Raw genomic sequence first — 18,951 nt, 5'->3', positions numbered from 1 at the left:
ATCGAGGCCGAAGGAGCCCATCGAACTCATCTCCTTCCGAGATCGAATATTGTGCGATTCCCCGACCTGGTGATGATTTTATCGCTGGTCACAGCCTCGCGGCAGCCTCGATCGGCCTTCATGGGAGGGTGGTCGGCGCGGGCGCGGCTCGAACCGGCAACCACCGCGATCGTGCCCGGGATGCCTGCCGGATGCGGTGTGCACATCGCTGGCTCACAGCTCTTGTGCGCGTAGGACCGGCTCGGCGAGGATGCGTGCGGCGAGGGTGTGGTCGCAGCCGATCACGGTGTAGGAAAGGTCGGGGTCGCTCGACAGGCACCAGGTGCGGTCGGCGGGCCAGAGCATCGTCACGGGTTGTTCGTAGTCCCAGCGGGCCTCCCACGCGGTGTAGACCAAGTCCTGGAGGGGGGCGGCGACGAGGAGGTAGGCGATGTGCCCGTTCACCCGCTCGGCGATTTCGCCGAGCGGCGGGTCGCCCAGGGCGTGGGCGGACACGGCGTCGTCCGACGGTGGCACCGAATCGGCAGACGTGGCAGTAATGAGGAGTGCCGGGCCGGGACCGGGGTCGGCGTCATAGGACGCAAGGCAGGCCGGGGCACCGGGGCCGGTGGTTGTGAGGAGGATTCGGTCGAGGACGGCCTTCTGCCTGTCCGACGGGTGCCCTTCGGTTCCGGACGATCCTTGGGAGGGCGCGGTCACGCCGCTGGTGGCCGGTTCGGCATCACAATGAAGCACCGCGATCGTATGGTCGTAGGTCGCCGGCAGCGGGGGGCCGTCAGCCTGTTCGGCCGAGTCGGCGACCCAGGCGGCGAACCAGGCGAGCTGATGCGGGGCGATGCGTTCGAGCACGGGACGAACCTATATTTCCCACCGCGCCGTCGCGACGAAACGCCTATCGCATACCGGCTTTCATCCATGCGCAACGCGATGGCTCAAGTCCTTGGAAACCACGGCATAGTCGTGGCGGCCGACTGCCGAGGCCGGCGCTGGACCGGATCGACGCTCGCGGGCCCCGAGTGCGGGGCCCGCGAGCATCAGTTCACGCGGAGGCGGGGTCGAACTCGGCGGTGACGCGGTCGACGAGTTCCTCGGCTTCGGGGCTGTCGTGGTCGGTAGGCAGCTCCACCGGCTGTCCGTCGAGCGGGACGGTTACCGGACGGCGGTTCGCCAATACCTTTCCGGCACCGTCACCGAGCGGTAGACCGCCCGCGGCCAGGATGCGGTTGAGCACGGTGTCGGTGCCGACCGGCGGGATGGCTACGACGCCCTGCGGCCACTGCACGCCTTTGATTTCGAAGAAATCATGGTAGCCGCCTATGTGCTGGTAGCCGACCTGTTTGAAGTACAGATCGTCTGACGTCGAGCCTTGCGTTTGATTGATGTCATTGTTGAACGTGCCTTGGAACACGCCGCTGGTGGGATCGAAGTGTGCGTATTGGCCTGACACGGACGCCTTTATCTTCAGCAATTCGAACACAACCTCCATGCCAGCGGGAGCAGGCTGGTTGTTCTTCGAGTAGAGAGCCTTGGCGTCCTCGATATCGGGCGGGTTCCACATGTGCGGGACGACGTCGAGGTCGTTGGCGTAGCGCTTCACTCGTTGCAGGCGTTGGGTGGTGTAGTTGACGAATTCCTGATTGCAGAAACTCGGTCCGGCGGTCGAGAGGACGCTGATCCTGGCTTTCTCGGAGCTGTCCCATAGCCACTGGGTGTCGCGCAGGAACAGGGCCAGCGTGAGTGACAGGGCGCCGCCGAGGCTGTGGCCGGTGACGCTCAGGTCGATCGCCTTGTCGCCGAGCGCGCTCAGGAACTCGGGCAAGGTGTGACCGGCGCCGGGACGGTTGCCGGAGGGTCTGATATTCAGAAGGGTCTTCACCCCGATGGCCGTGCCGATGTTGTGCCAAGCGGCGCCGTTCGCGAACCACGGCGTCTGGCGAATGAAGCAGTCCTCGACGAGCCAGTCGAACACCAGTGCGTCGGTGCTGCCGGCCATGGCGATCACGTACCGGGAGCGATCCTCGGTGCTTCGCACCATGTACAGGGCGTTGACCGCGTACAAGTCGGTGTCGAACAGCGCGACTCCCGGACCCCAGACGATCTCCCACCCGCCGATGACCTCTCGGTTGGTGTCGAGATACCGCTGGATCTGCTGAGAGAGCGTGGCCTCCAGGTCGCTGTCTTCTTTACTGATGCCGTTGACCAGATTCGCATACTCGCACAGCTGGTATGTGATCTTGTCTTGCAGCGTCGGCTCATTGATCGTCGTGGATTGTGCAGTCATGTACCGCTCCTTGCCGTATGAGTTTCATCCGGAACAGAGAGGAGAAAGCGGTGACGCGAATTCACACGCCGCGTCCGCATCGGGGGACGGAAACATCCCGCAACCGGTAGCCGTGTATAGGAGTCTAGACGATCCACCGGATGGTGACTGCTCGATCGGCAATCGCCGCCGCCAGGGCATCGGGTGATCCGGTAGGCGTGCTGCGATCGCCGGATTGCGCGGTGCCGTTGCCCTGCGAACGACCACCGCGGGGGTGCTGCCGCCGACACACCCCCGCTTGGTGCCGGTCTAACCGTTCGAACGCTGGGGGAGGAGACCGGATCTAGTGTCACTAGTTTGCCAAGCAATGCTATAGTCCGGATATGGGGACCCAGACGCGACGAGAACGAGAGCGCGCCGAACGGCATCGGTTGATCATCGACACCGCTCGGGAGCTTGCCGAGTCGCAGGGCTGGGACGCGGTGACTGTGCGCAGACTGGCGGAACGGATCGAATACAGCCAGCCTGTGCTGTATTCGCACTTCGCGGGCAAGGACGAGATCGTCACCGCGGTCGCCGAGGAAGGCATCGCGGAGATGGCGGCGTGGAGCCGCGAGGCATTGGAGTCCGCGGGCGGCGAGCCGCGCGCGGCGTTGGCGGCGGTGGCGCGGTCCTACCTCGACTTCGCGACTTCACGACCCGCGCTCTACGACGCGATGTTCCTGATGAAGGTGAACCTGGCGTTCGGCGAGAATGCCTCGCAGCCGCTGCGGGACGCGTTCGCCGTCATGTTCGCCGCCTTCTCGCCGTTCGCGGGCGAGCATGATCCGGAGACCTTCACCGAGGTCGGCTGGAGCGCCTTGCACGGCCTGGCGACCCTGGACCGCGGTGGACGTCTGCGGCCGGCTCAGCGGGACGCCCGCTTGGCGGTGTTGATCGATCAGTGGACCCGATAGACGCCTGTCGTGGTGAGCGCACCGATCCGGTAGCCGTCCTTGCTGCTCGGCTCGCGTCGAGCCATGGCCGGAACTCTTCTCCCGCAAGGGGGAGGACGATCGAGCCGCGGTAACCGCCGAGCGGCTACCGCCGGAGCGAGGCCATGGCGGTAGCGATCGCCGCCGTGGCGAGGGCGGCGGTGGCGGGCCAGCCGATCCAGCCGACGGCGGCGGCGCCGATCGCGGTGCCCAAGCTGCCGCCGACAAAGTAGACGATCATGTAGGCGCTGTTGAAGCGGGCCGGTGCGGCCGGGTCGATCGCCAGGACCGTGCTTTGATTGGCCACCTGGGCCGCGAACAGCCCGGCGTCGAACAGGCCGAGGCAGACAAGGGCGGCGACGGGATACGGCAGGAGGACACTCAATGCCGCCGTGGCGGCGAGAGCCGGCACGAGCCCTGCCGCGACCACCCGCCGCGCACCGACACGATCGGTCCACGTCCCCGAGACGCGAGTGGCGACCATGCCGAGCAGCCCGGCGACGGCGTACATGCCGATCTGCTCGGCCGAGTAGGAGTACGGCGGCTGCGACAGTGCGACCGCGAGTCCCGCCCAGATCGCGCAGAAGGCGAAGAACCACAGGGCGCCGCGAACCGCCGCCGACCGCAGCGCCGAGAACTCGCGGTAGAGCCCCGGAAATCCGCGCAGCGTCGCCAGATAACCGAAGGCTGCACTCCCGTGCACGACCGGTAACAGCAGGTAGGCAATTACTGCGACGACGGCGCATGCCGCCGCGAAGGCGAGAAGCATGCCGCGCCAGCCGATCAGTTCCGTCAGCCACCCTCCGACGATCCGGCCCGCGAGAATGCCCGCCGAAATGCCCGCGGTCACGATCCCCAGTGTCGTGGCCTGCCGCGACGGATGGGCGAAACGCCCGGCGATGGAACTCAATTGGGCGCCGACCGCCGACCCTGCCCCGGCCGAGCCGATAACCAGGCCGAGCAACCAGGGCGAACCGACCATCGCACTCGCCGCCGATGTGACGGCCAACGCGCCGAATTGGGTCGCGACCACGATGCGCGGTGCGAACTGGTCGACCAGCGGCACCAGCAGCGCCAAGCCCACCAGGTAGCCGAGCGGACCGCATGCCAGAGCCGTGCCGACGGCGGCGACCGAAGTGTGCAGCGAACCAGCCACTTCCGCGATGGCTGGCTGCAACGGATAGATACTCGCGGTGCCCAGCGCGGCCGCCGGCGCCATGAACCACACGACGGGTGTCCGCAACGCAGTGGTGACCGGTGCGCCGGGAACGAGATCGGTTTCCATGGCACCGACGTTATGAACACCTCGTCGAAGATTCCGGCGGGTAATGGACCCGATCGTCGCGCCCGTTTTCGTATCTACGTGCGGGGCCGTCGGAAGTGCCGGCCGAGCCGAACGGAATTCGCCTAGCTCAACGTCTTCAGCGCCGCCGCGTCGTACGGCTTCAGCTCATCGATCCGCCCCGCCAGCACCTTGGACGCCCACTCCGGGTCCTGGAGCAAGGCGCGACCGACGGCGACCAAGTCGAATTCGTCGCGCTCCAGGCGATCGAGGAGGTTGTCGAGGCTGCCGAGCTCGGCGCCCTCGCCCGTGAACGCACGGAGGAAGTCGCCGTCGAGGCCGACCGAGCCGACGGTGATGGTCGGCTTGCCGGTGAGCTTCTTGGTCCAGCCCGCCAGGTTCAGGTCCGAGCCGTCGAACTCCGGTCGCCAGTAGCGTCGGGTGGAGGCGTGGAAGACGTCCACGCCTGCCGCGGCGAGCGGAGCCAGGATCGCCTCCAACTCCTGCGGGGTCTCGGCGAGCCGCGCGTTGTAGGCCTCCTGCTTCCACTGCGAATAACGGAAGATGACCGGGAATTCGGGCGAGACGGCGGCACGAACCGCGGCCACGACCTCGGCCGCGAACCTCGTCCGGGCCACGGGATCACCGCCGTACTCATCGTCACGGCGGTTGGTGCGCGCCCACAGGAACTGGTCGAGCAAATAGCCGTGCGCGCCGTGCAGTTCGACGCCGTCGAAGCCGATGCGCTCGGCGTCGGCGGCGGCCTCGGCGAAGGCGCCGATGACGTCGTCCAGGTCACCGCGGGTCATGGCCTTACCGAAGCCCTCGGTGCCGTCGACGCGAATACCGGAGGGGCCGACGGCGGGCGCGTCGGGGTAGGGCGCGTCGCCCTGGTTGCGGACCATGCCGATGTGCCACAGCTGCGGCACGATCGTGCCGCCTGCCGCGTGCACGTCCTCGGCGACCTTCGCCCACCCCGCCAGCTGCTCTTCGCCGTGGAACCGTGGCACCCGATCACTCTGCCCGGCGGACTCGTGGCCGACGTAGGTGCCCTCGGTGACGATCAGGCCGACGCCGGCGGCGGCGCGGCGGGCGTAGTACGACCGCACATCGTCACCGGGAACGCCGCCGGGGGAGAACATGCGCGTCATCGGCGCCATCACGATGCGGTTCGGCACGGTCAGGCCGTTCAGCGCGACGGGCCGGGACAGGATCTCGGCGGTGCGAGAGGCGACGGACGTGGTGTCGGTCACTGAGTACTCCTCGGAGGTGCGACTGCGATGGTTGAGAACTTCAAGCAATGGCCACACACGCTAGGGGTAAATATTTGAGATAGTCAAGTTTCTGCGGATAGGCTGGCTGCCATGGCAGAAGCTCCCCGCGTCGACACGGCCCAGTTGATGGAGCTGCTGTCGGTGTCGCTCGGCGTCTACTACGGCGAGTTCACCGTCGCGGCGGCGAGTGAGAACCTGACGGCGAGCCAGGGAAAGGCGCTGACCGTGCTGCGCCGGGGGCCCGTCGCGATGCGTGCCCTGGCCGAGACCATGGCCTGCGACGCCTCCAACGTGACCGGGATCATCAACCGGCTGGAGAAGCGGGGGCTCGTGCGCCGGGAGACCAGTACATCCGACCGGCGGGTCACCAATCTCGTCATCACGCCCGAGGGTGAGCAGGTGATCGACACCATCCGGGCGAAAATGCGCGCCACCCAAGACGGGCTGAACAGGCTCGGTGATCAGGATCGGGACTGTCTGTACGCACTGCTGGAGCGGGTTTTCGTCGCTCGAGCGGACTCGCCCGCTGTGCCGTAGTGCTTGACGGCGTAGTCGGTCAGGCGGGGTGACCTGCGGTTTCGCAGGCCATCGATGACGGTTGCGCGCGTCCCCCAGCGATCGAGGAACGGTATCGGTTGTGCGGCGGATCGGTGGAGATGCCGGTCGTCGGCGTCACGAGCGGTGGGTAGCTGCCGCATGCTGTCGGACAGGTCGGCCCGGATCCGGAAGGGAGATGGACGGTGGCATTGCGACGTCGTCGGCTGCTGATCGGCTTCGCCGGTGCGGGCGGCCTCGCCTTGGCCGGATGGGGATGGGCGCGCGAACTCGCGCCGCCGCCCGAACCCGCCACCCTCCGATTCGATCCCGCACCCGGCGCCCGCGATGTCGACGCGCGCGGTCTCGGCACGATCACCGTCACCGACGGGACGCTGCGGTCGGTCGAATGGATCGATGAAACGGGCAGAGCGCTGCCGGGCGTATCGGCCCCCGATCAGCGGACGTGGACCAGCACCGAACCACTGGGCTACGGGCACACCTACACCGTGAAAGCCGTGGCGGAAGGCGAAACCGGCGATGTCACCGCGACGGCGACCTGCGCCACGGTGGCGCCGCGACAGCTCGTCGATGTCTCGCTGCGCTCCGCCAATCTCGTCGAGCTGGCCGACAACGACACCTACGGAGTAGGTTTCGTGCTCGTCGCCCATTTCGACGAACCCGTCGATCGGGCAGCGGTGGAACGCCAGGTGAGGGTCACCGCCCAGCCCGCGGTCACCGGCGGCTGGTACTGGCTAGACGACCAGAACGCGCACTGGCGGCCGGAGCAGTATCACGCACCGGGAACCAGGATCACGATCGAGTCCGAACTCTTCGGCGTCGCCCTGGGCGAGGGCCGCTACGGCCTACGCGACCAACGGGTCTCAGTGCTCATCGGGCCCGCGCACGTCGCGATCGCCGACGACGACACGAAACAGATCGAGGTCTTCGACAACGGAAACCTGGTGCGCACCATGCCTACATCGATGGGCATGGGCGGCACGGCGGTCGTCGGCGGCAGAACCATGTCGTTCTGGACTCGCCCCGGCGTCTACACCGTGCTGGACCGCAACAACCCGGTCATCATGGATTCCGCCAGCTACGGCCTGCCCACCAACTCCGCACTCGGCTACCGCACGAGCATCGACCATGCGGTCCGCATCAGCCACGACGGAATCTTCGTGCACGCGCTGGCCGCGAGCATGTGGGCCCAAGGCAACACCAACGTCTCCCACGGCTGCCTGAACATCTCCCCAGCCGACGCCGCGTGGTTCTACGATTTCGTCATCCCCGGCGACGTGGTCGAGGTCCGCAACACCGGCGGCGAACCCCTCGACATCTGGCACAACGGCGATTGGAGCATCCCGTGGACCGACTGGCTCCGCGGCGGCGCTCCCGCGTGACACGAACGAGAAAGCGGCGCTGAGCCGGTTCGCTCGATGAGTTCCCGTCCGGCGAGTCGGCGACGAATCGAGCCGCGAGCGCGTCCTGTTCGTACAAGCCGCGATACCGGTGCACCGCCGACGCCGCGCCGTCTCCGAGGTAGGCGATGTGCACCCTCAGTCGAGACAGAACTCGTTGCCCTCGATGTCTTGCATCACGATGCACGACTCGTTGTGGTCATCGGCGGGTAGCAGGCGCACGCGGACCGCGCCGAGGGTGATCAATCGTGCGCACTCGGCTTCCAGGGCGGCGAGGCGCTTTTCACCGACGAGGCCGGTGCCGACCCGCACGTCGAGATGCACCCGGTTCTTGACGACTTTGTTTTCGGGGACGCGCTGGAAGTACAGTCGCGGGCCCACTCCCGAGGGATCGACGCAGGCGAACGACGAACCCTGACGCTCGGGCGGCTGTGCGCGGGCGAAATCGTCCCACGTTGCGAAGCCCGCCGGTGGCGGCGGTACGACGTAGCCCAACACCTCGCACCAGAAACGAGCGACGCGTTCGGGTTCGGCGCAGTCGAAGGTGACTTGGACCTGCTTGACCGATGCCATCGATCCACTGTAAGGGGCGCGCGGGTCACCGCGGGCCCCGGACATCAACCGTCACTGACCGGTTGACGGGCCGCCTGTCCGACCGCACCCGGCAGCGGCGGCAAAAATTTCCCGCCGCGACCGATGAATCCTCGCGAGTGCCGCCGTCCTATCAGGTGAACGCGCTACCGAAGAGCGCGACCGACCCTGGAGGAAACAGCAATGACCACCATCGCCGCCGCGACCACCAACGCCGCCGCCACCGTCCGCCCCGGCAAAGTCCGCAACCGTGTGCTGTGGGGACTGCAGATCGTCCTGGGCCTGTTCTTCATCGTCGCCTCGGGCTTGCCGAAGGTGCTCGACATGGTTCCCGAGGAGAACATGGCCGCGATGCGGGAAGCCGGGTTCGGCTCGCCCTGGTTCATGTACTTCGTCGGCATCTGCGAGATCGCCGGCGGTGTCGGGCTGCTGGTGCGGCGCCTGAGCGGCCCGGCCGCGGTCGGCCTGTCGGTGCTGACCCTGCTGGCCGCGGCCACCAACCTCTTCCTGACCGATATGCCTGCCTACGCGCCTTTCCCGCTGGTGCTGTCGGGGATCTTCGCCTGGATCGCCTACGAGCGCCGCGACACCCTCGCTCTGCGCTCGCTGTTCACCCGGTGACAACACGACAGGCACGACAACGATCGGCAGGCTCCGGCCCGCCGATCGTTCGGCGTTGTCCGGCAGGGGCGTTCAGGGTCGGTTCGCCCTTGCCGGGAAACACGCTCGCTCGCCCCACTCGGGGGTGTGTCGCTACCGGATCCCAGGGGTCGCCGGGTGCGGCCCCACGCAGCCGAGGACGAAGCACCCCGGTGGCCAATTCGCGAACGGAGCGGACATGGGCTTGCCCAGGCAGGACAGCGGATTGCAGCCCGGGTAGGCCATCGGGCCGACACCGAGTGCGGCGAGGGTCGCGTCCGGATTCGAGATCATCGGATCGGACAGCTGGACATCCGATTGCTGTTCGTAGGGCGCCGCGGCGGGTATGCGGGGTTCCCGGAAGGCGGCGCCGACCGCACGCAGGACATCGTGCGGGAAGCTCAACGCGCTTCCCGGGACGGTGACGCCGGTCCAGCTGACCATGAGTCCGAGGCTCGGCACGATGTAATTGTCCTGGCGCATCATCCCGGACATCTGCATCGCATCCGGCGGCAGGCCAGGGAAGTAGTTGGCGCAGTCCGGCCCGTTCACGACGAACAGGAAGCCGTAGCACGGATTCGTCGGGGCGGGCCGTCCCGCCTGTGCGAGATAATCGGCCGAAATGATCCGGTGCTCGCCCCACTGCCCACGGTTGGTGAGCAGGAGGCCGAGCTTGGCGAAATCGTCCGGCGGCAGCAGCAGATGCGCGTAGCCGTAGGTGTTTCCGCTCCGGTCACGACCCCAGAAGTAGTCGGTCGGCGGAATGCCCAACGGATCGAACAGCTTTCGCTGAGCGTACGCCTGAAAGTCCTCGCCGACCGCACGCTGGATGACGTACACCAGCAGATCGACAGCGCGCTGACTGTAGCGCCACTCGGTGCCCTGCTGTTGATCGATCGGCATCGCCAACGCCTGCGCGACCACATTCGGATCGATCTGCGCCAACCCCGTGATTCCTTCGGAGGCCACCGCCACCTGCATGCCGCTGGATTCGATGAGCAGATTGCGCACCGTGATCGCGCGATGCCGGGCATCACCGAGCTCGGGCGGCAGATACGCGCCGATCGGGTCGTCGAGCCGCAACCGCTGCTCGTCCACCGCGATCCCGGCCACCATCGAAACCACGCTCTTGGTGCTGCTCCAGAGATTCCACGGCACACCGGCGGCCCTTGCGCTGTCCGGGCCGGTCGCGATCAGGCAGTTGTTCCGGAAGATCTGCACCGTCGTGCGGGTCGAATCCGCCGCGAGCGCCACCGCCTCGCGCAGCGCCGCCGCATCGAGTCCGACATCCTCCGGCGTCGCCGTTTCGGGGACCCGGCCACTGCTGACCGCGCAATGCCTCAACCCCTCCGGCGCGGCCTGCGCGACGACCGGCGCACCAAATCCCAGCATCGCGGCGGCCAGCGTAATGACCGCCGCCGCAATGCTTCTCATACCTCGACCCACGCCGCCCTCCGCTCTCGACGAACTCCACCTGGCTCATCGCCCCCGCCGCACCCCTGGTTACCGCCTCGGGTGCCCCCACTTGTAGGGGGCGGACCTGCACCGTCACCGCGGCCGCACGCCAGCCGATTCGCTCGCATACCGCGCGGCCGAACCTGGCCCGCGGAAGCCGGGCCGAGCAGTTTCAGCGCCGCCGCTTCGGGCACCACTCGTTCGACGCCGGAGTTCCGGCATCCGGCGTGGAACCGAGATGGACGTGTGAGTGGAGCAAGCCCATGACGACAGAGCACGGTGCAGGACAGCGGCACGAGGATCGGCGAGCCGACCCGGCGGATACCCGTGACGACCGCGAGCCGACGGTCGGTCCGACCGATACCGGAGCCAGGCCGGATCTGGACCCCGACGAGCCCCACAGCCCCGCCGACCTGTCGAAACCCTCGCTGCTCGCGGTGGTCAAGCGCGCGAGCAAGCAGTTCCAGCGCGACAACCTCACCGATCTGGCCGCCGCTCTCACCTATTACGCGGTGTTGTCGATCGTGCCCGGCCTGATCGTCCTGGTCTCCCTGCTCGGCCTGCTCGGCCCGAACGCCGCCGAGGAACTCGTCGACCAGGCCCAGCGGATCGCCCCCGGTTCGAGCGCGGACTTCGTGCGCACCCTCGTCGACCAAGCGCAGGCGAACAAACAGGGCGCAGGCTGGGGCGCCATCCTCGGTTTCGCCGTCGCGCTGTGGTCCGCCTCGGGGTACGTGGCGGCCTTCATGCGCGCCTCCAACGTCATCTACGGCATCGGTGAGGGCCGGCCGATCTGGAAGACCACGCCCATCCGGCTCGGCGTCACGATCGTCGCGGTGATCCTGCTGGTTCTCAGCGCCGCCATCGTGGTGGCGAGCGGGCCGGTCGCCCAGCAGATCGGCGACCTCCTCGGCCTCGGCGCCACCACGGTGACCATCTGGAACATCGTCAAATGGCCGGTGCTGTTCGTCCTGGTGTCGGTGCTGCTGGCCATTCTGTTCTGGGCCAGCCCGAACGCCCGCCAAGGCGGCATCAAGTGGATCAGCCCCGGAGGGGTGATCGCTGTCCTCGTCTGGCTGGTCATTTCGGTCCTGTTCTCCGTCTACATCGCCAACTTCTCGTCCTACGACAAGACCTACGGCTCGCTTGCCGGGGTGGTGATCTTCCTGGTGTGGCTGTGGCTGACCAATATCGCGCTGCTGCTGGGAGCCGAGATCAACGCCGAACTCGACCACGGCAAAGCCATCGCCCAGGGGCTTCCCGAAGAAGAACAGCCCTTCGCCGTCCCGCGCGACACCCGCAAGCTCGACGAGGCGGACAAGGAAGCGATCCGAGCCGCCGAAGCCGCCCGGCGGGAATGATCGCCACGCCTTGACCGGGCGATGCCGGGGGGTGCTATTGCGGGCCTGACGCGTCCTGACCCGGCCCCACTTGAATCCCCACCACGCAGGTGTCGTCATCGGTGTCGGCATCGCTGCCGTCGAGCAGGTCGTCCAAGCGGTCGTCCAGGCTGCCGGTGAGTTGCGCCGATGCCGCGAGCAACCGATCTATGCACTCGTCCAGAAGGCGATCTCGGCGCTCGATCAGCCCGTCGGTGTAGAGCAGGAGGGTGTCGTCGGTCTCCAGTTGCAGTTCCGCTTCCTCGAAGGTGGCCTCCGCCACGGCGCCGAGGAGTATGCCTCCGAGCATGGGCAGGCTGGAGGCCCGGCCCCCGCGCACCAACACCGGCGGCAAGTGGCCCGCGCGGGCCCAGCGCAGCACCCGGGTATGCGGATCGTAGAGCCCGCAGATCGCGGTGGCGAAGATGTTGTCGGTCAGGTGGTGGGCGACCTGGTTCAGCCAGGTCAGCAGCTGGCCGGGACCCGCGCCGGTGGCGGCGAGGCCGCGCAGAGCGTTGCGGAGCACGACCATGCCGGTGGCCGCCTTGATGCCGTGGCCGGTGATGTCACCGACGGACACGAGGATTTGCTTGGTGGGCAACACGATCGCGTCGTACCAGTCTCCGCCGACCGTGTAGTCCTGCTCGGCGGGTCGGTAGCGCACCGCGATGCGCAGCCCGAACGCCTCGATGGACGGCTGCGCGTCCGGCATGATCGCCTGCTGGAGCTGCCGGGCCAGCTGGCTCTGTTCGGCGGCGTGCTGCTCGGTGTGGGCCAGCCGGTCGCGCGTCGCGGACAACGCGACCTCGGTCCAGTGCTGCGCGGAGATGTCTTGATAGGCGCCGCGGATGGCGGCCAGATGCCCCGCCTCGAGGACCGGTTCGGCGACGATCCGGATGTGCCGGGTCACACCGTCCGGGCGGATCAGGCGGAAGGCCGTCGAGGCCGGGCGGCGGAAGCGCAGCAGGGTACGCAGGAATCGCCCCACCGCGTGCGCGTCGTCGTCGTGGACGTGCGCGGGCAGCTGCGACAGCGGAATCGGGTCCGCGGTCGGCGTCAGCCCGTAGAGGGCGAACAGCTGACTGCTCCACGTGATCTCGCCGGTGGCCGCGTTCTCCTCGAAGCCGCCGACGCGGCCCAGACGCTGGGCATGTTGCAGCAGCGCCGCCAATCGCGCCGTCTCGTCCTCCACCCGCCACACCATGAGCACCGTGTTTCCATGGCGGCTGATGCTGAGCGCGGCCGAGACGGTCAGCGGCACCTGGTCGACCAGCTCGGTCAGCATCACCCGGTCGGCGCGGTAGGTCTCGCCGGTGGCGAAGACGTGCTCGATCCGCTCGAACAATTGCCCATCGCTCGCGGCCATCGGGTACGCCTCCAGCAGCAGCGCGCCGTTGACCAGGCCGCGGGGGCGTCCGGCCGGGTCGACGAAGCAACTGTTGACGTGGTGGATGCAGAAGTCGACGAGCGCGCCGCCCTCGTCGAGGTGGGGCAGCAGCACCAGCGCCGGGTCGAAAAGGCCGTCCGCGAGCCGCACCAGGTCCGCGACGTCGGGCCGGTCCGATGCCCGCACCGCGGCCGAGTCCGACTCCAGCGTGTGCGCGCACAGCTCGGCCAGCGCGTCCAACTGCCGGTGCACCTGCGGCGGCTGCGGCGCGAGCGGCTGCGGCCAGCACACCTCCAGCACGCCGAGCAGCTTGCCCCCGGCGCCCGCCGGAATCGCCGCACGGCCGCCGTCGCGGTCGCCGATCGACGGCAGGCCGGACCCGCCCAGGTCCTGAACCCACACGGCGCTGCGCTGTACCAGCGACTGCCGGGCCGGGGTCGCCACCCCGGGCGGCACGTACCGCCATCGCTCGGCCTCCTGCGGGCTGATGCCGGCGAAACCCGCCAGGGTCAGCGACGCGTCGGCGCCCGCGGACCAGATCGCCACCGCTGTGGCGCCCAGCGGCGTCAACGCGTGCTCCAGCACCGACTCCGCCACCCGGTGGGTGTCGCCGGCCGCGAGCAACCCGCTTTCGGCGGTGCGCAACCGCACGGCCGCCGATGACTCCTCCGGGCTGGCGGTGCGCGACAGGAATTCTCCGACGACCGCGCTGACCTCGTCCTGGGCCGCTTGGTCGACGAGCTCGGCGGCCAGCTCCAGCGGTGTGATGCCCGCTTGCTCGGCGAGGGCCTCTAGTTGCCTCGCCGCCTGCGCAGGCCCGCAGTGCAGCCGTTCCACCAGCACGCCCTTGGCCATCTCGATCAGCGCGCGCCCGTCGGCGGTGGCCTGGGCCTGCTGGATCTGCGCGCGCAACCGCTCCACGGTGGCGGCGAGCCGGTGAACGGCGGGCCCCGTCGCCGGGTGAGCGTCCGCTGTCGTGCCTGTCTCGGCGTCGGTGCTGTCGGGGTCGGTCATCAGGCACCCAGCCAGTGCTGGATGCAGGCGATCAGAGCGTCCGCGTCGACCGGTTTGGTGACATAGTCGTTGGCGCCCGAGGCGAGGCTCTTCTCGCGGTCGCCCAGCATCGCCTTGGCCGTGACGGCGATGATCGGCAGACTCTCGTACTGCGGCATCTCGCGGATCGTCGCCGTCGCGGTATAGCCGTCCATCTCGGGCATCATCACGTCCATCAGGACCAGGTCGGTCTCCGGATGAGCGAGCAGTTTGTCGATGCCCTCGCGCCCGTCCTCCGCGTGCAGGACGCTCATGCCGTGCAGTTCGAGGATGCTGCTCAGCGCGAAGAGGTTGCGGGCGTCGTCGTCGATGATCAGCACGGTGCGGCCGGCGAGCCTGCCATCCGGCCGCTGCGGCGCGGCGGCCGGTGCGTCTTCCCGGCGTACCAGCGGCAGCATGTCGCCGGGCGCCTCGGCGGTGACGTGCAGCGCGATCCGTTCGCGCAGATCGTCCAGGCTGGACAGCAGCTCGAGCGGCTGACTCGTGGTGCGGTGTTGCAGCAGGCGTTCCTGTTCGGCGTCGACCCGGCGGTTGTGGACCAGTACCGGGACGCTGCTCAACGCGGCGTCCCCGTTCATCGTCTCCAGGAACCGCAGGGCGGCGCCGTCGGGCATGTCCAGCTCGAGCACCACGCAGTGGAACGCTTCGGCGGCCATCGCCGCCGCGGCTTCTTCCACCCCGACCGCGGTGACGACCTGAACCGGCCCGCGCGGATCATTGCTGTCCGCGAGTTCGGCGACGGCGCTCTGCGCGACCAGCGACAGCAGACCTTGCGGGCGTTCCTCCACGACCAGCAGCCGGCGGTGCTGTTGGGGCGTGGCGGCGGCGGGTGCGTGCTCGGTGCTGCTGTCGTCGGCCTGGTGCTCGTCCTCCCGCTCGCGCAGCGGCGCCTCCTGGAAGTCCGGCCGGGCGACCGGGAGATACAGGGTGAACGTGCTGCCCTGGCCGGGCGCGCTCTCCGCGGTGATCGCGCCGCCGAGCAGGTAGGCGATCTCCCGGCTGATCGACAGGCCCAGACCGGTGCCGCCGTACTTGCGGCTGGTCGTGCCGTCGGCCTGCTGGAAGGCGCCGAAGATCGACTCCAGCTGGTGTTCGGCGATGCCGATACCGGTGTCGATCACCCGGAACGCGACGGCCGGGCCGTGCTGGCGCACGGCGGCGGGCAGCTGGCTCGCCTCCGCCGGTTCGATCCGCAGCTGCACCGAACCGGTCTCGGTGAACTTCACGGCATTCGACAGCAGGTTCCGCAGCACCTGCCGCAGCCGCGAATCGTCGGTGATCAGCTCCGACGGCAGACCGGGCGCGGTCGTCACCTGGAAGCGCAGACTCTTCTGGGTGGTCATCGGCCGGAACGTGGCCTCGACGTAGTCCAGCAGCTGACGCAACGACACGCGCTCGGGCGCGAGGTCCATCTTGCCGGCCTCCACCTTGGACAGGTCGAGGATGTCGTTGATCAGCTGAAGCAGGTCCGAACCCGCCGAATGGATGATGCCCGCGTACTCGACCTGCTTGGGGGTGAGATTGCGGCTCGGGTTCTGGGCCAGCAGTTGCGCGAGGATCAGCAGGCTGTTGAGCGGGGTGCGCAACTCGTGGCTCATGTTGGCCAGGAATTCCGACTTGTACTTCGAGGCGAGCGCGAGTTCCTGCGCGCGGGTCTCCAGCTCCTGGCGGGCCTGCTCGATCTGCAGATTCTTGGCTTCGATGTCGCGGTTCTGCATGGCCAGCAGAGCCGCCTTGTCCTCCAGCTCCGCGTTGGAACGCTGCAGCTCTTCCTGCTGTACCTGCAACTCCTCCGAGCGGGCTTGCAGTTCGGTGGTCAGGCGCTGCGATTCGACCAGCAGCTCGTCGGTGCGGGCGTTGGCGATGATCGTGTTGACGTTGACGCCGACCGTCTCCATCAGCTGGTCGAGGAAGTCGCGGTGGATGCGGGTGAAGCGGTGCAGGGTGGCCAGTTCGATCACACCGAGGACCTGGTCTTCCACCACGATCGGCAGCATGAGCAGGTGGGCGGGCGCGGTCTGTCCCAGCCCGGAGGAGATGGTGACGTAGTCGGCGGGCACGTCCTCCACGGCGATCGTGCGGCGGCTGCGGGCCGCCTGGCCAACGAGGGATTGGCCGAACGCGAACCGCGGCGAGCTGCTCGGCTCGTCGGGGCTGCCGTAGGAGCTGATCAGCCGCAGTTCCGGCTGCTCCTCGCTGTCGTCGGCCAGGTAGAACGCGCCGAACTGCGCGGAGACCAACGGCGCCAGCTCGTCCATGATCAACCCGGCCACCACGTGCAGGTCGCGCTGGCCCTGCATGAGACCGGAGATACGGGCCAGGTTGGTTTTCAGCCAGTCCTGATCCTGGTTGGCCATGGTGGTCTCGCGCAGCGACTCCACCATCGCGTTGATGTTGTCCTTCAGCTCCGCGACCTCGCCGGACGCCTCCACGGTGATGGAGCGGGTCAGGTCGCCCTCGGCCACGGCGCTGGTGACCGCGGCGATCGCGCGGACCTGGCGGGTCAGGTTGCCCGCCAGCTCGTTGACGTTCTCGGTCAGCCGCTTCCAGGTTCCGGAGACGCCCTCGACCTCGGCTTGGCCGCCCAGTCTGCCCTCCGACCCCACCTCGCGAGCGACGCGGGTCACCTCGGCCGCGAAGGCGGAGAGCTGATCGACCATCGTGTTGATCGTGGTCTTCAACTCCAGGATCTCGCCGCGGGCGTCCACGTCGATCTTGCGGGTCAGATCGCCCTGCGCGACCGCGGTGGTGACCTGGGCGATGTTGCGGACCTGGTTGGTCAGGTTGTTCGCCATGGAGTTGACGTTGTCGGTCAGGTCCTTCCACGTGCCCGCCACGTTCGGGACGCGGGCCTGACCGCCGAGCATGCCCTCGGTGCCGACTTCGCGGGCCACGCGGGTGACCTCGTCGGCGAACGCCGACAGCGTGTCGACCATCGTGTTGATCACACCGGCGAGCGCCGCGACTTCGCCCTTCGCCTCCACCGTGATCTTCTGGCTCAGATCACCGCGCGCGACGGCGGTGGCGACCTGGGCGATGGAACGCACCTGGCCGGTCAAGTTGGAAGCCATGACGTTGACGTTGTCGGTCAGGTCCTTCCAGGTGCCCGACACACCCCGTACGGTCGCTTGGCCGCCGAGGTTGCCCTCGGTGCCGACTTCGCGGGCCACGCGGGTGACCTCGTCGGCGAACGCGGAGAGCTGATCGACCATCGTGTTGATGGTCTCTTTGAGCTCGAGGATCTCGCCGCGGGCGTCGACCCGGATCTTCTGGCTCAGATCGCCACGGGCCACCGCGGTGGTCACCTGGGCGATCGACCGCACCTGCGCGGTGAGATTGTCGGCCATGACGTTGACCGACTCGGTGAGGTCCTTCCAGGTGCCCGAGACGCCCTTGACGTCGGCTTGGCCGCCCAACCTGCCCTCGGTGCCGACCTCGCGCGAGACCCGGGTGACCTCGTCGGCGAAGGAGGAGAGCTGGTCGACCATCGTGTTGATGGTGTTCTTCAGCTCGAGGATCTCGCCGCGCGCGTCGACCCGGATCTTCTGGGACAGATCGCCCTGCGCCACGGCGGTGGCCACCTGGGCGATCGACCGCACCTGCGCGGTGAGATTGCCCGCCATGAAGTTCACCGAGTCGGTGAGGTCGCGCCACGTGCCGGAGACGCCCTTGACGTCGGCTTGACCACCGAGGATGCCTTCGGTGCCGACCTCGCGCGAGACCCGGGTGACCTCGTCGGCGAAGGAGGAGAGCTGGTCGACCATCGTGTTGATGGTGTTCTTCAGTTCCAGGATCTCGCCGCGGGCGCTCACCGTGATCTTCTGGCTCAGGTCGCCCCGCGCCACCGCGGTCGTGACCTGGGCGATATTGCGGACCTGATCGGTCAGATTGCCCGCCATGAAGTTCACCGAGGCGGTGAGGTCGCGCCAGACGCCGCCGACGCCGGGCACCTCCGCCTGACCGCCCAGCCTGCCCTCCGAGCCGACCTCCCGCGCGACGCGGGTGACCTCGTCGGCGAACGCGGACAGCTGGTCCACCATCGTGTTGACGGTGTTCTTCAGCTCCAGGATCTCGCCGCGGGCGTCCACGTCGATCTTCTGGGACAAGTCGCCCCGCGCGACGGCCGTGGCGACCTGGGCGATGTCGCGCACCTGGCTGGTCAGGTTGCCCGCCATCGCGTTCACCGAGTCGGTGAGGTCCTTCCAGGTACCGGACACGCCAGGCACCTCGGCCTGACCGCCCAGCCGCCCGTCCGTCCCGACCTCGCGCGCGACCCGGGTGACCTCCGAGGTGAACAGCGACAGCTGGTCCACCATGCCGTTGAAGACCGTCGCGATCTCGCCGAGCAGCCCGTCGGCGTCGGTCGGTAGCCGAGTGCCGAAATCGCCGTCGCGCACGGCCGTCAACCCGGCCAGCAACTGGCGCAATTCGACTTGGTCCGCGGCCGTGACAGCCTGCTCCGACGCGGTGCGGACAGATGCCGCCGTCTCCGTCATGCTCATCCTCGTTCTGCCCCACCCGTATCGGACGCGACGCCGCGCACGGCGGATCGCCGACCAACGATGCTGTGCTGGCTGCTGAACACGGACGCACCGGCGGTTACATCACTGAACGTATCATCAGTCGACCTGTCGCCCGGCATTCATCGCAGGTATCGGGGATGCACGGCGCTCGCAGGCCGACACCTTCGCCAACAGCGGCG

Annotated in this window: 13 protein-coding genes; 5 read left to right on the top strand and 8 right to left on the bottom strand. The window is 68.2% G+C overall.

Translation table 11 applies throughout. The features are described 5' to 3' along the window. Positions 1-213 precede the first annotated feature (213 nt). Positions 214-849, bottom strand: a complete 636-nt coding sequence (locus U3653_RS31410) for a hypothetical protein (RefSeq protein ID WP_195083326.1) — start codon at positions 847-849, stop codon at positions 214-216. A 190-nt stretch (positions 850-1,039) separates the two neighbouring features. Next, complete coding sequence (locus U3653_RS31405; RefSeq protein ID WP_195083325.1) at positions 1,040-2,281, bottom strand: lipase family protein; 1,242 nt, start codon at positions 2,279-2,281, stop codon at positions 1,040-1,042. Between the two features lie 362 nt (positions 2,282-2,643). Here U3653_RS31405 and U3653_RS31400 point away from each other — a divergent pair, with 362 nt between their 5' ends. Continuing rightward, positions 2,644-3,216, top strand: coding sequence for a TetR/AcrR family transcriptional regulator (locus U3653_RS31400; protein WP_195083324.1), 573 nt, complete (start codon positions 2,644-2,646; stop codon positions 3,214-3,216). A gap of 124 nt (positions 3,217-3,340) precedes the next feature. Here U3653_RS31400 and U3653_RS31395 read toward each other — a convergent pair whose 3' ends face one another. Then, positions 3,341-4,519 carry an MFS transporter gene (locus U3653_RS31395; protein WP_323124018.1) on the bottom strand — a complete coding sequence of 393 codons (1,179 nt, stop codon included), beginning with the start codon at positions 4,517-4,519 and terminating at the stop codon, positions 3,341-3,343. 122 nt (positions 4,520-4,641) lie between these two features. Continuing rightward, a complete protein-coding gene (locus U3653_RS31390) occupies positions 4,642-5,769 on the bottom strand; it encodes an NADH:flavin oxidoreductase (RefSeq protein WP_195083323.1) in 1,128 nt (375 codons plus the stop codon). A gap of 111 nt (positions 5,770-5,880) precedes the next feature. On the opposite strand from U3653_RS31390, the gene U3653_RS31385 reads away from it, so the two are divergent. Next, positions 5,881-6,327, top strand: a complete 447-nt coding sequence (locus U3653_RS31385) for a MarR family winged helix-turn-helix transcriptional regulator (RefSeq protein ID WP_323124019.1) — start codon at positions 5,881-5,883, stop codon at positions 6,325-6,327. 203 nt (positions 6,328-6,530) lie between these two features. Further along, the gene (locus U3653_RS31380) at positions 6,531-7,727 is read left to right on the top strand and encodes a L,D-transpeptidase (protein ID WP_195083322.1); all 1,197 of its coding nucleotides are present in this window, start codon (positions 6,531-6,533) and stop codon (positions 7,725-7,727) included. A gap of 156 nt (positions 7,728-7,883) precedes the next feature. Here U3653_RS31380 and U3653_RS31375 read toward each other — a convergent pair whose 3' ends face one another. Then, the gene (locus tag U3653_RS31375) at positions 7,884-8,318 is read right to left on the bottom strand and encodes a VOC family protein (RefSeq protein ID WP_195083321.1); all 435 of its coding nucleotides are present in this window, start codon (positions 8,316-8,318) and stop codon (positions 7,884-7,886) included. A gap of 201 nt (positions 8,319-8,519) precedes the next feature. Between U3653_RS31375 and U3653_RS31370 the strand changes: the two genes are divergently transcribed. After that, positions 8,520-8,957, top strand: a complete 438-nt coding sequence (locus tag U3653_RS31370; RefSeq protein WP_195083320.1) for a DoxX family protein — start codon at positions 8,520-8,522, stop codon at positions 8,955-8,957. Positions 8,958-9,089: 132 nt separating this feature from the next. On the opposite strand, the gene U3653_RS31365 is transcribed toward U3653_RS31370, so the two are convergent. Then, entirely contained in the window at positions 9,090-10,409 is a 1,320-nt protein-coding gene (locus tag U3653_RS31365) for a serine hydrolase domain-containing protein (RefSeq protein ID WP_195083319.1), read from the bottom strand. A gap of 284 nt (positions 10,410-10,693) precedes the next feature. On the opposite strand from U3653_RS31365, the gene U3653_RS31360 reads away from it, so the two are divergent. After that, positions 10,694-11,791, top strand: coding sequence for a YihY/virulence factor BrkB family protein (locus U3653_RS31360; RefSeq protein ID WP_195083318.1), 1,098 nt, complete (start codon positions 10,694-10,696; stop codon positions 11,789-11,791). Positions 11,792-11,825: 34 nt separating this feature from the next. Here the strand turns inward: U3653_RS31360 and U3653_RS31355 are convergent, their stop codons facing one another. Both U3653_RS31355 and U3653_RS31350 read right to left on the bottom strand, forming a co-directional pair. Further along, on the bottom strand, positions 11,826-14,210 hold the full coding sequence (locus U3653_RS31355) for a SpoIIE family protein phosphatase (protein WP_195083317.1): 2,385 nt from the start codon (positions 14,208-14,210) through the stop codon (positions 11,826-11,828). Further along, entirely contained in the window at positions 14,210-18,745 is a 4,536-nt protein-coding gene (locus tag U3653_RS31350) for a HAMP domain-containing protein (RefSeq protein ID WP_323124020.1), read from the bottom strand. The genes U3653_RS31355 and U3653_RS31350 overlap by 1 nt, the downstream gene beginning before the upstream one ends. Between the last annotated feature and the right edge of the window lie 206 nt (positions 18,746-18,951).

This window comes from Nocardia implantans, from assembly GCF_035544775.1.
GTDB classification, from domain to species: domain Bacteria; phylum Actinomycetota; class Actinomycetes; order Mycobacteriales; family Mycobacteriaceae; genus Nocardia; species Nocardia implantans.
The sequence above is the reverse complement of the archived record's forward strand: the minus strand, read 5'-3'. Positions and strand labels throughout refer to the sequence as shown.

What these genes read in the sequence shown, in the direction of transcription:
- U3653_RS31405 (WP_195083325.1), bottom strand. Translation starts at nt 2,281, where the DNA reads ATGACTGCACAATCCACGACGATCAATGAGCCGACGCTGCAAGACAAG.
- U3653_RS31400 (WP_195083324.1), top strand. Translation starts at nt 2,644, where the DNA reads ATGGGGACCCAGACGCGACGAGAACGAGAGCGCGCCGAACGGCATCGG.
- U3653_RS31395 (WP_323124018.1), bottom strand. Translation starts at nt 4,519, where the DNA reads ATGGAAACCGATCTCGTTCCCGGCGCACCGGTCACCACTGCGTTGCGG.
- U3653_RS31385 (WP_323124019.1), top strand. Translation starts at nt 5,881, where the DNA reads ATGGCAGAAGCTCCCCGCGTCGACACGGCCCAGTTGATGGAGCTGCTG.
- U3653_RS31375 (WP_195083321.1), bottom strand. Translation starts at nt 8,318, where the DNA reads ATGGCATCGGTCAAGCAGGTCCAAGTCACCTTCGACTGCGCCGAACCC.
- U3653_RS31370 (WP_195083320.1), top strand. Translation starts at nt 8,520, where the DNA reads ATGACCACCATCGCCGCCGCGACCACCAACGCCGCCGCCACCGTCCGC.
- U3653_RS31365 (WP_195083319.1), bottom strand. Translation starts at nt 10,409, where the DNA reads ATGAGAAGCATTGCGGCGGCGGTCATTACGCTGGCCGCCGCGATGCTG.
- U3653_RS31360 (WP_195083318.1), top strand. Translation starts at nt 10,694, where the DNA reads ATGACGACAGAGCACGGTGCAGGACAGCGGCACGAGGATCGGCGAGCC.
- U3653_RS31355 (WP_195083317.1), bottom strand. Translation starts at nt 14,210, where the DNA reads ATGACCGACCCCGACAGCACCGACGCCGAGACAGGCACGACAGCGGAC.
- U3653_RS31350 (WP_323124020.1), bottom strand. Translation starts at nt 18,745, where the DNA reads ATGACGGAGACGGCGGCATCTGTCCGCACCGCGTCGGAGCAGGCTGTC.